The 12,225-nt window shown below is 67.6% G+C and carries 8 protein-coding genes and 2 pseudogenes; 9 read left to right on the top strand and 1 reads right to left on the bottom strand.

Going from position 1 to position 12,225, the window contains the following annotated elements:
* Positions 1–127: 127 nt before the first annotated feature.
* Both GAK38_RS13580 and GAK38_RS13575 read left to right on the top strand, forming a co-directional pair.
* Positions 128–598 (top strand): annotated as a pseudogene (locus GAK38_RS13580) (IS30 family transposase); the annotation flags it as partial.
* A gap of 4 nt (positions 599–602) precedes the next feature.
* Positions 603–926 (top strand): annotated as a pseudogene (locus GAK38_RS13575) (transposase); the annotation flags it as partial.
* 161 nt (positions 927–1,087) lie between these two features.
* Here GAK38_RS13575 and ompA read toward each other — a convergent pair.
* Positions 1,088–1,753, bottom strand: coding sequence for an outer membrane protein OmpA (ompA, locus tag GAK38_RS13570; protein WP_325344948.1), 666 nt, complete (start codon positions 1,751–1,753; stop codon positions 1,088–1,090).
* Between the two features lie 229 nt (positions 1,754–1,982).
* Between ompA and gyrA the strand changes: the two genes are divergently transcribed.
* The 7 genes from gyrA (at position 1,983) to GAK38_RS13535 (ending at position 12,218) form a co-directional block, all read left to right on the top strand.
* Positions 1,983–4,625: a DNA gyrase subunit A gene (gene gyrA / locus GAK38_RS13565; RefSeq protein WP_325344946.1), complete on the top strand. Its 2,643-nt coding sequence runs from the start codon at positions 1,983–1,985 to the stop codon at positions 4,623–4,625.
* Between the two features lie 79 nt (positions 4,626–4,704).
* Entirely contained in the window at positions 4,705–5,823 is a 1,119-nt protein-coding gene (serC, locus tag GAK38_RS13560; protein ID WP_325344944.1) for a 3-phosphoserine/phosphohydroxythreonine transaminase, read from the top strand.
* Between the two features lies 1 nt (position 5,824).
* A complete protein-coding gene (gene pheA, locus GAK38_RS13555; RefSeq protein WP_325344942.1) occupies positions 5,825–6,940 on the top strand; it encodes a prephenate dehydratase in 1,116 nt (371 codons plus the stop codon).
* A gap of 15 nt (positions 6,941–6,955) precedes the next feature.
* On the top strand, positions 6,956–7,837 hold the full coding sequence (locus tag GAK38_RS13550) for a prephenate dehydrogenase (protein WP_325344940.1): 882 nt from the start codon (positions 6,956–6,958) through the stop codon (positions 7,835–7,837).
* Between the two features lie 20 nt (positions 7,838–7,857).
* Positions 7,858–9,870 carry a bifunctional 3-phosphoshikimate 1-carboxyvinyltransferase/cytidylate kinase gene (locus tag GAK38_RS13545; protein ID WP_325344938.1) on the top strand — a complete coding sequence of 671 codons (2,013 nt, stop codon included), beginning with the start codon at positions 7,858–7,860 and terminating at the stop codon, positions 9,868–9,870.
* Positions 9,871–10,059: 189 nt separating this feature from the next.
* A complete protein-coding gene (gene rpsA, locus GAK38_RS13540; protein WP_325344936.1) occupies positions 10,060–11,745 on the top strand; it encodes a 30S ribosomal protein S1 in 1,686 nt (561 codons plus the stop codon).
* Positions 11,746–11,906: 161 nt separating this feature from the next.
* Positions 11,907–12,218, top strand: a complete 312-nt coding sequence (locus GAK38_RS13535; protein WP_325344934.1) for an integration host factor subunit beta — start codon at positions 11,907–11,909, stop codon at positions 12,216–12,218.
* The last annotated feature ends 7 nt before the right edge of the window (positions 12,219–12,225 follow it).

Here is a 12,225-nt window from a genome sequence, read left to right as displayed (position 1 = left end):
TGAGGGGCTGAGCCATGGGTCCATGGGCCAACCGGGGGGGCCTCCGGCGGCCTGGCAGGGGCCTGATAGATCAACAGCCAGAAACCAGTTCACCAACCGCCTCACACACAGAAATACTGACAGCCCCTCTACGCGGTTCACCATGCTCGTGCATCTGCCTCGTGAAGCAGGTTACGGACTGACTCCCCGCACAAAGAATGGCCCCCCACTGGCAGGATATGGCGCCGTCACTATGGCCAATGCGCTCAAGAGGACAGTGGCCACGCTGCCTGGCCAACTGTGCCACTCGTTGACTTGGGATCGCGGCAAGGAACTGTCCGACCACGCGCGGTTCACCATCGAATCTGGCGTGAAGGTCTTCTTCGCTGATCCGCACAGTCCATGGCAGCGTGGCACCAACGAGAACACGAACGGCCTGCTGCGACAGTACTTCCCCAAGGGTACAGACCTATGCCGATGGGGTGAGCCAGAGCTTCAGGCTGTGGCCACCACCTTGAACAACAGACCACGCAAAACCTTGAGCTGGAGGACACCGGCTGAGGCTTTAAATGACTACCTAAAATCCGCGGCTCAACCCGGTGTTGCGACGACCGGTTGAATCCACCCAGTACACCAGCTTGGCGTTCGGGCAACGGTGCGCTGAGATGGGCGTGCGCCCATCGATGGGCAGCGTAGGTGACGCGTACGACAACGCCATGGCTGAGAGCTTCTTTGCGACGCTCGAATGCGAGTTGATCGAGCGACGCAGCTTCCGATCCAAGGTGGAGGCGAAGGCGGCGTTGTTCAGCTACATCGAGGGCTGGTACAACCCGCGCCGGCGCCACTCGGCGCTGGGCTATCACTCGCCTGAGGAGTTCGAGCACCGCGTCGTCGCCGAGGTGCAAGTGGCAACCGAGATCAACGAGGAAGATCCAATCCCGGCTTGAGAATCAAGCCGATAACCGTCCGGGGAACCGGGACAACTTCAATCCATCACATGTGCCCTTTCTTGGAGGCAAATGTGTCAACGCTGGCTAGGGTGGGTCACAGCCAATAAAAAAGGCTCCTCGCGGGAGCCTTTTTGAATTCGGCGTGAGCCGAATGAAGATCAGCGGGTAGCGCGGGTACCGACCACTTCGATTTCCACGCGGCGGTTCTTGGCGCGGCCTTCCTTGGTGCGGTTGTCAGCCACCGGCTGCTTCTCGCCCTTGCCTTCGGTATAGACGCGGTTGCGTTCGACGCCCTTGCTCACCAGGTAAGCCTTCACGGCTTCGGCGCGGCGGACCGACAGTTTCTGGTTGTAGGCATCGGTACCGATCGAGTCGGTGTGGCCGACGGCGATGATCACTTCGAGGTTGATACCCTGGATCTTGGAGACCAGATCATCCAGCTTGGCGCGGCCTTCGGGCTTCAGGACCGACTTGTCGAAGTCGAAGAAGGCATCAGCAGCATAGGTAACCTTCGAAGCCACAGCCGGAGCAACGGGGGCCGGTGCTGGCGCGGGAGCGGGCGGGGTCACGACCGGAGCGGGCGCGGGAGCGGCTACGGGAACCAGAGCACCGTCGCAGCCCTTGGCTGCAGTAGCGGGGGTCCAGTTGGAATCGCGCCAGCAGTATTCGTTGGTACCGTTCTTCCAGACCAGTTCGCCGGTGCCGTTCTGCCAGTTGTCGATGACGTTGCCATCGTTGGCTGCGGTCACGCGGGCTTGGGCGCCGGCGGCCGTGGCGAGCGCTGCAGCGGCGAACAACATCGCTACTTTGTTCAGTTTCTTCATGGTTCTCCTCTTGGGGAAAAAGCCGCAGCCGCGCTGCGATTTCAGTTACGTCGTCAGTGACCATCACCAAAAACGTTGAATTCATTGTGCCATACGTAACCAATGAAACCCCTAGGCCCCAAGGGCCCTACCGTAGGACAAAAGCGCTTTTGCCGCAGTTCTGTTGCGCGACTGCCACATCTCCCCTCTCCCTTAGAATGGGCGGCCTTTTGCCGCCAGCGCCGCCCCCATGACCCAGTTCGCCAAGGAAACATTGCCCATCAGCCTCGAAGAGGAGATGCGGCGCAGCTATCTCGACTACGCCATGAGCGTGATCGTGGGCCGAGCCCTGCCGGATGCACGCGACGGCCTGAAGCCGGTGCATCGCCGGGTGCTCTATGCGATGCATGAACTCAACAACGACTGGAACCGTCCGTACAAGAAGTCCGCGCGCATCGTCGGCGACGTCATCGGCAAGTACCATCCCCACGGCGACAGCGCGGTCTACGACACCATCGTCCGCATGGCACAGGACTTCTCGCTGCGCCACATGCTGGTGGACGGCCAGGGCAACTTCGGCTCGGTCGACGGCGACAACGCGGCCGCCATGCGGTACACCGAAATCCGCCTGGCCAAGATCGCCCATGAGATGCTGGCCGACATCGACAAGGAGACCGTCGATTTCGGCCCCAACTACGACGGCAGCGAGAAGGAGCCGCTGGTCCTGCCCAGCAAACTTCCCAACCTTCTGGTCAACGGCTCGGCCGGCATCGCGGTCGGCATGGCGACCAACATCCCTCCGCACAACCTCAACGAGGTGGTGGACGCCTGCCTGCACCTGCTGAAGAACCCCTCAGCGTCGATCGACGACCTGATGGAAATCATCCCGGCGCCCGACTTCCCCACGGCCGGCATCATCTACGGCATCAACGGCGTGAAGGACGGCTACCGCACCGGCCGCGGCAAAGTGGTGATGCGCGCCAAGGTCCACTTCGAGGACATCGACCGCGGCCAGCGCCAAGCGATCATCGTCGACGAGCTGCCCTACCAGGTCAACAAGAAGACGCTCCAGGAGCGCATGGCCGAGCTGGTGCACGAGAAGAAGCTCGAAGGCATCAGCCACATCCAGGACGAGTCCGACAAGTCGGGCATGCGGCTCGTGATCGAGCTCAAGCGCGGCGAGGTGCCCGAGGTCGTCCTCAACAACCTCTACAAGCAGACGCAGCTGCAGGACACCTTCGGCATCAACATGGTGGCGCTGGTCGACGGCCAGCCGCGCCTGTGCAACCTGAAGGACCTGATCAGCGTCTTCCTGCAGCACCGCCGCGAGGTGGTGACCCGCCGCACCGTGTTCGAGCTGCGCAAGGCCCGCGACCGCGGCCACGTGCTCGAAGGGCTGGCGGTGGCGCTGGCCAACATCGACGAGTTCATCCGCATTATCCGCGAATCGCCCACGCCGCCGGTGGCCAAGGCCGAGCTGATGGCCCGCGCGTGGGGCAGCACGCTGGTGCGCGAGATGCTGACCCGCACCCGCGCCGACGGCGGCACGATCAATGCCGACGACTACCGACCCGAAGGGCTGGCACGCGCGTTCGGCCTGGGCAGCGACGGTCTCTACCGGCTGTCGGACACCCAGGCGCAGGAAATCCTGCAGATGCGCCTGCAGCGCCTGACCGGCCTGGAGCAGGACAAGATCGTCGCCGAGTACAAGGACGTGATGGCCCTGATCGACGACCTGCTGGACATCCTGTCGAGGCCCGAGCGCGTGTCGGTCATCATTGGCGAGGAACTCACGGCCATCCGCACCGAGTTCGGCCAGACCAAACTCGGCGCGCGCCGCAGCCTGGTAGAGCACAGTTCGTTCGATCTCTCCACCGAGGATCTGATCACGCCGACCGACATGGTCGTCACACTGTCGCACGGCGGCTACATCAAGAGCCAGCCGCTCAACGAATACCGCGCGCAGAAGCGCGGCGGCCGCGGCAAGCAGGCCACGGCGACGAAGGAAGACGACTGGATCGACCAGCTCTTCATCGCCAATACGCACGACTACATCCTGTGCTTCTCCAACCGCGGCCGGCTCTACTGGCTCAAGGTCTGGGAAGTACCGTCGGGCTCGCGCGGCTCGCGGGGCCGCCCGATCGTCAACATGTTCCCGCTGGCCGACGGCGAGAAGATCAACGTGGTGCTGCCGCTGACCGGCGCCTTCCGCAGCTTCCCGGCCGACCACTACGTGTTCATGGCGACGTCGATGGGCACGGTGAAGAAGACGGCGCTCGACGAATTCAGCAACCCGCGCAAGGCCGGCATCATCGCCATCAAGCTCGACGAGGGCGACCAGCTCATCGGCGCCGCGGTCACCGACGGCAAGCACGACGTGATGCTGTTCTCCGACGGCGGCAAGGCGGTGCGCTTCGACGAAGGCGACGTGCGCGTGCTCGGCCGCGACACCCGCGGCGTGCGCGGCATGAACCTCGACGAGGGCCAGAGCGTGATCGCCATGCTCGTCGCCGAGGACGAGCAACAGAGCGTGCTGACCGCGACGATCAACGGCTACGGCAAGCGCACGCCGATCGGCGAGTACACCCGCCACGGCCGCGGCACCAAGGGCATGATCGCGATCCAGCAGAGCGAGCGCAACGGCAAGGTCGTCGCCGCCACGCTGGTGCATGCCGACGACGAGATCATGCTGATCACTGACCGCGGCGTGCTGGTGCGCACGCGCGTGGCCGAGATCCGCGAGCTCGGCCGCGCCACGCAGGGCGTCACGCTGATCGCGCTCGACGAGGGCGCCAAGCTCAGCGGCCTGCAGCGCATCGTCGAGAACGACGCGAGCCTGGCCGCGCCGGCCGACGACGACGAGAGCCCGGACACCGAGGCGCCGGCCGCCTGAGGCTGCGCCCCGCTTCACCGACCGCTGCCGGCAGCGCATGCGCGCGCCGGCAGCATTTCATTGACGGATGGATGAGCGCATGACCCGCCCCTACAACTTCTCCGCCGGCCCGGCGGCGATCCCCGAAGAAGTGCTCGCCCAGGCGGCTGCCGAACTGCTCGACTGGCACGGCAGCGGCATGAGCGTCATGGAGATGAGCCACCGGGGCAAGGAGTTCATCTCCATCTACGAGGCCGCCGAGGCGGACCTGCGCGAGCTGCTGGCCGTGCCGCCGGACTACCGCATCCTGTTCCTGCAGGGCGGCGGCATCGGCGAGAACGCAATCGTGCCGCTGAACCTCTCGCGCGGCGGCGCGGTCGACTTCGTGCTGACCGGCAGTTGGAGCCAGAAGTCGCAGAAGGAGGCCCGCAAGTACGCCGACGTGGCCATCGCCGCGACGTCCGAAGCCGACCACTTCACCTCCATCCCCGACGCGGCCACGTGGCAGTTGCGCGATGGCGCCAGCTACGTGCACATCTGCTCCAACGAGACGATCAACGGCACCGAATTCCAGACCCTGCCCGACCTCAAGGCGCTCGGCAGCGATGCGCCGCTGGTGATCGACTTCAGCTCGCACGTGGCCTCGCGCCCGGTGGACTGGTCGAAGGTCGGCCTGGCCTTCGGCGGCGCGCAGAAGAACCTCGGCCCCGCCGGGCTGACGCTGGTCGTCGTGCGCGACGACCTGATCGGCCACGCGCTGCCGGCCTGCCCGAGCGCCTTCGACTACCAGCTCGTGGCCGAGAACGACTCGATGTTCAACACACCGCCGACGTACGCGATCTACATCGCCGGCCTGGTGTTCCAGTGGCTCAAGCGCCAGAAGGAAACCACGGACAAGGGCGATCTCGCCGGCATCGCTGCGATCGAGGCGCGCAACATCGCCAAGGCGAAGCTGCTCTACGACTTCATCGACGGCTCCGATTTCTACGTCAACCGCGTGGCGCGCGACGCCCGCTCGCGCATGAACATCCCGTTCCAGCTGCGCGACGAGAGCCGCAACGATGCCTTCCTCGCGGGCGCCAGAGCGCGCGGGCTGCTGCAGCTCAAGGGCCACAAGTCGGTCGGCGGCATGCGCGCCTCGATCTACAACGCCATGACGATCGCCGGTGTGCAGGCGCTGGTGGACTACCTGAAAGAATTCGAGCGCGAACACGCCTGACATGAGCACAGCCCCCACCTCCAACGAGCCGGCGGCGTCTGCCGACCTGGCCCAGCTGCGCGTGCAGATCGACGCGCTCGACCAGCAGCTGCTCGACCTGCTCAACCGCCGCGCTCGCGTGGCCGAGCGGGTCGGCGAAGTGAAGAAGCGTGAAGGCACGCCCTTCTTCCGCCCCGACCGCGTGGCACACGTCATCGAGAAGATGCAGGCCGCCAACCCCGGGCCGCTGAAGGACCTGCACATCGCGGCGATCTGGCGCGAGGTCATGTCGAGCGGCCTCGCGCTCGAATCGCCGCAGCGCGTGGCCGTGCTGGGCCCCGCCGGCACCTTCTGCGAGCAGGCTGCGATCGAATACTTCGGCGGCGCGGCCGACCTGATCTACTGCGCGAGCTTCGACGAGGTGTTCCACGCCACGGCCGGCGGCAGCGCCCAGTACGGCGTGGTCGGCGTCGAGAACATGACCGAGGGCGTGGTCACCCGCTCGCTCGACCTGTTCCTGCACACGCCGACGCACGTGGTCGGCGAGGTCAGCCTGCTGATCCGCCACAACCTGCTACGCCAGTCCAACTCGCTCGACGGCATCGAGGCGGTGCTGGCCCACCCGCAGGCGCTGGCGCAGTGCCAGAACTGGCTGGCCAAGAATCTGCCGCATGCCGAGCGCCGCGCCGTCGCGAGCAATGCCGAAGGCGCGCGCCTCGCGGCCACCAACCCGGCCTGGGCCGGCCTCGCCAGCGAGCGCGCGGCCACGCAGTTCGGCCTGCACATCGTCGCGCACGCAGTCCAGGACGAGGCCTACAACCGCACCCGCTTCGCCGTGATCTGCCTGCCGCAGACGCTGGACACGCCGCCGCCCTCGGGCCGCGACCGCACCAGCCTGATCATCTCGGTCGCCAACCGGCCGGGCGCGGTGCACGACCTGCTGGTGCCGCTGAAGGAGAACGGCGTGTCGATGACGCGCTTCGAATCGCGCCCGGCGCGCACCGGCCAATGGGAGTACTACTTCTACATCGACGTCGACGGCCATCCGGCCCAGCCGCACGTGGCCAAGGCGCTGGGCGAACTGCAGCAGCTCTGCGCCTTCTACAAGGTGCTGGGCACCTACCCGGTCACCACATGACGGGCGGCAGCCATCATGTTTGAGCAGCTCGGCCTCATCGGCTGCGGCCTCATGGGCGGCTCCTTCGCACTGGCGGCCAAGCGCTCGGGGCTGGTGCGCCGCGTGGTCGGCTACAGCAAATCGCCCTCCACCACCGAGCGCGCGCGCCAGCTCGGCGTGATCGACGTCGAGGCGCCGTCGGCGCTGCTGGCTGCGGCCGGGGCCGACCTGATCCTGCTGGCCGTGCCGGTGGCCGCCACCGAAACCACGCTGCGCGCCATCCGCCACCTGGCCACGGCCGAGACGCTGATCATGGACGTGGGCTCGACCAAGGCCGACGTGGTGGCCGCCGCCCGCACGGCCCTGCGCGACCGCTTCGGCTCCTTCGTGCCGGCGCACCCGATCGCCGGGCGCGAAGTGGCCGGTGTGGAGCATGCCGATGCCGACCTCTACCGCGGCCGGCAGGCCATCCTCACGCCGGTCGAGCAGACGCTGGCCCGCCAGGCGCATGCCGCGCAGGCCGTCTGGGAAGCCGTGGGCTGCCAGGTGCGCACCATGTCGCCCGAGGCGCACGACACGGCCTTCGCAGCGGTCAGCCACCTGCCGCACCTGCTGGCCTTCGCCTACATGAATGGCATCGCCGCGCAGCCGGCGGGCCGGGAATTCCTGTCGCTGGCCGGCCCGGGCTTCCGCGACTTCAGCCGCATCGCCGCGGGCGACCCGGCGATGTGGCGCGACGTGCTGCTGGCCAACCGGCATGAGCTGCTGGCCCAGGCCCAGCAGTTCCAGGCCGCGCTGCACGCCTTCGAGCGGGCGGTAGAGCGGGCCGACGGCCCCGCCCTGGAAGAAATGATCCGCCAAGCGCGAGACAGCCGCGCCAGCTGGTCGCTGGACCGCAGCGCACCGCCCGCCGCCTGAACCGACGACGATCCGACGCCATGTACGACACCCCCTTCCTCGACCTTCCGCCGCTCGCGAGCGCCGCGGGCACCGTGCGCCTGCCGGGCTCCAAGAGCATCTCCAACCGGGTGCTGCTGCTGGCCGCCCTGAGCGAAGGCACGACGGAAGTGCACGACCTGCTCGCCTCCGACGACACCCGCGTCATGCTCGATGCGCTGCGCCAGATCGGCTGCGGCGTGGAGGCGGACGGCGCCGGCGGCGCGGTGCGCATCACCGGCCTCGGCGGCCGCGCCCCGGCGCCGGAAGCCGACATCTTCCTCGGCAACTCCGGCACCTCCACCCGCACGCTGACCGCCGCGCTGGCAGTCTTGGCGACGCTGCACGGCGGACGCTACGAAGTGCGCGGCGTGCCGCGCATGCACGAGCGGCCCATCGGCGACCTGGTCGATGCGCTGCGCCAGCTCGGCTGCCGGGTCGAGTACCTGAACACCGATGGGTATCCCCCGCTAGCGCTCTCCCCTGGCACGCTGCAGCTGTATACCCCCATCAGAATACGCGGCGACGTGTCGAGCCAGTTCCTCACCGGGCTGCTGCAGGCGCTGCCGCTGGCGGCTGCGGCGCAGGACGCCGTGATCGAGGTGGAAGGCCCGCTGATCTCGCAGCCCTACATCGATATCACGCTGCGCCTGCTCGCGCGCTTCGGCATCGACGTGCAGCGCGAAGGCTGGGAGCGCTTCACCATCCCCGCGGGCAGCCGCTACCGCTCGCCCGGCAGCATCCACGTCGAGGCCGATGCGTCTTCGGCCAGCTACTTCATCGGCCTGGGCGCCATCACGGCCGACCCGGCAGGCATCCGCATCGAAGGCGTCGGCGCCGACTCGATCCAGGGCGACATCCGCTTCACCGAAGCGGCCGCGCGCATGGGCGCGCAGATCGCGAGCGGCCCGAACTGGCTGCACGTGCAGCGCGGCGCATGGCCGCTCAAAGCCATCGACCTCGACTGCAACCACATCCCGGACGCCGCGATGACGCTGGCCGTCCTCGCGCTCTACGCCGACGGCCCCAGCACGCTGCGCAACATCGCCAGCTGGCGCGTGAAGGAGACCGACCGCATCGCCGCGATGGCCGCCGAAGCCCGCAGGCTCGGCGCCGCGGTCGAGGAAGGCGCGGACTGGCTGCGGGTGTATCCTCTGGAGGCGCCCGGCTGGCGCGCGGCAGCGGTGCATACCTACGACGACCACCGCGTGGCCATGTGCTTCTCTTTGGCCGCGTTCAACCCGGCGCGGGTACCGGTGCGCATCCTCGACCCGAAGTGCGTGGCCAAGACCTTCCCGGACTACTTCGAGACGCTGTTCGCGTTGGCCCGGGCGCCGGTGGACGACATTCCCGTGCTCTGCATCGACGGCCCCACGGCTTCCGGCAAGGGCACGGTGGCGGCCCAGGTCGCGCGCCGGCTGGGCTACCACTTCCTCGACTCGGGCGCCATGTACCGCCTCGCCGCGCTGGCCGCGGTGCGCGCCGGCCACACGATCGCGCCGGAGCACGAGGCCGCCATCGCCGCGCTGGCGCGCAGCCTGCCGGTGCGCTTCGACCACGGCCGCATCCTGCTGGGCGGCGAGGACGTGAGCGACGCGATCCGCACCGAGGAGGCCGGCATGAACGCCTCCCGCGTCTCGACCCTGCCGGCGGTGCGCGCGGCGCTGGTCGCGCTGCAGCTGAGCTTCCGCCGCCTGCCGGGCCTGGTGGCCGACGGGCGCGACATGGGCACGGTGATCTTTCCCGGCGCAAAGCTTAAGGTCTTCCTGACCGCCAGCGCCGCCTGCCGCGCCGATCGCCGGCACAAGCAATTGATTTCAAAGGGCATTTCGGCTAATATCGACGCCCTTCGCGCCGACCTGGAGGCCCGCGACGCCCGCGATTCGAACCGCGCCGTCGCACCGCTCAGGCCGGCGCCGGACGCCCTGCTGCTCGACAGCTCCGAACTGACGGTGGAACACGCCGTCAGCCAGGTGCTGCAATGGTGGCGGGGGCGGCAGCCCTTCTCCTCATAGCAGGAAGCTGCTGCCGCACAACGGTCCGTGCCGCCTCCCTCCGCGCGCCAGCGCACCGGGTGGCACGGGATGTTCAACCAACCGCGGCTGTGCCGCACACCACCACCGTCGCCAGACACCCGCTGCCCACCGCCCCGCATCTCGCTCATGGTGGCCGCAGCACAACCCTCGCGACGGAGAGGAACCTTCATGTCTGAATCCTTTGCCGACCTCTTTGCCGAATCGCTGCAGCGCCAGGAGCTGCGCGCCGGCGAGGTCATCACCGCCGAAGTCGTTCGCATCGAACACAACTTCGTCGTGGTCAACGCCGGCCTCAAGTCCGAAGCCTACGTGCCGATCGACGAGTTCAAGAGCGACCAGGGCGAGATCGAAGTGCAGGTCGGCGACTTCGTGTCGGTCGCCATCGACGCGATCGAGAACGGCTACGGCGACACCATCCTGTCGCGCGACAAGGCCAAGCGCCTGGCCTCGTGGCTGGCCCTCGAAAAGGCCCTGGAGTCCGGCGACTTCGTGACCGGCACCACCAGCGGCAAGGTCAAGGGCGGCCTGACCGTGCTGGTCAACGGCATCCGCGCCTTCCTGCCGGGCTCGCTGATCGACACCCGCCCGGTCAAGGACCTGACCCCCTACGAGAACAAGACCCTCGAATTCAAGGTCATCAAGCTCGACCGCAAGCGCAACAACGTGGTGCTGTCGCGCCGCGCCGTCGTGGAAGCCTCGATGGGCGAGGAGCGCGCCAAGCTGCTCGAAACCCTCAAGGAAGGCGCCATCGTGCATGGCGTGGTCAAGAACATCACCGAATACGGCGCGTTCGTGGACCTCGGCGGCATCGACGGCCTGCTGCACATCACCGACATGGCCTGGCGCCGCGTGCGCCACCCGAGCGAGGTGGTGCAGGCCGGCCAGGAGATCACCGCGCGCATTCTCAAGTTCGACACCGAGAAGAACCGCGTTTCGCTGGGGCTGAAGCAGCTCGGCGACGATCCGTGGCTCGGCGTGTCGCGCCGCTACCCGCAGGGCACGCGCCTGTTCGGCAAGGTCACGAACATCGCCGACTACGGCGCGTTCGTCGAGCTGGAGCCCGGCATCGAAGGCTTGGTGCACGTCTCCGAGATGGACTGGACCAACAAGAACATCGCCCCGAGCAAGCTGGTCTCGCTGGGCGATGAGGTCGAAGTCATGGTCCTGGAAATCGATGAGGACAAGCGCCGCATCAGCCTGGGCATGAAGCAGACGAAGGCCAACCCGTGGCAGGAGTTCGCGCAGAACACCAAGCGCGGCGACCGCGTCAAGGGCCCGATCAAGTCGCTCACCGACTTCGGCGTGTTCGTCGGCCTGGCTGCCGGCATCGACGGCCTGGTGCACCTCTCGGACCTCTCGTGGAACGAGCCCGGCGAAGCCGCCGTGCGCAACTACAAGAAGGGCCAGGAAGTCGAGGCCATCGTGCTGGCCGTGGACGTGGACCGCGAGCGCATCTCGCTGGGCATCAAGCAGCTCGACGGCGACCCGTTCACGACCTTCGTGACGGTCAACGACAAGGGCCAGACGGTGACCGGCAAGGTCAAGACGGTCGACCCGCGCGGCGCCGAGATCGACCTGGGCGGCGACATCGTCGGCTACCTGCGCGCTTCGGAAATCTCCCGCGACCGCGTGGAAGATGCCCGCAACGTGCTCAAGGAAGGCGACGAGGTCACGGCCGTGGTGGTGAACGTGGATCGCAAGACCCGCAACATCCAGCTGTCGATCAAGGCCAAGGATCTGGCCGACGAGCAGGGCGCCATTGCCAGCCTGTCGCAGCAGTCGGCCCGCGAAAGCGCCGGCACCACCAGCCTGGGCGCCCTGCTGCGCGCCAAGCTGGACGGCGGAGAGAAGTAAGGGGCACACGGGCTGAAGGCTAGGGGCCGAAGACGAGGGGCCGCCTGCGGCGGCTCGCAGATACCCAGCCGGGTACGCTTGGCCAACCTGCGGTCGACAAGCGCTGTGTCAGCATACCCCCCTAGCCTTCAGCTCCCGGCCTCCAGCCCCTCAAGGCACCCATGACCCGTTCAGACATCGTCGAAGAACTCGCGGCCCGTTTCGGCCAGCTCACGCACCGCGATGCGGAGCAGGCGGTCAAGACGATCTTCGACGCCGTGAGCGACGCGCTGGTGCGCGGCCACCGCATCGAGATCCGGGGCTTCGGCAGCTTCTCGGTCAACCGCCGCCCGCCGCGCATCGGCCGCAACCCGCGCAGCGGCGAGAGCGTCGCCATTCCGGAGAAGCGCGTGCCGCACTTCAAGCCCGGCAAGGCCCTGCGCGAAGCGGTCGACCAGCGCACCAGCGAACTCGAATCCGGCAAGCCCTCCTGATGCGCCG

Source organism: Xylophilus sp. (assembly GCA_009914555.1).
Classification (GTDB): Bacteria; Pseudomonadota; Gammaproteobacteria; order Burkholderiales; family Burkholderiaceae_C; genus WNDY01.
The sequence above is the reverse complement of the archived record's forward strand: the minus strand, read 5'-3'. Positions and strand labels throughout refer to the sequence as shown.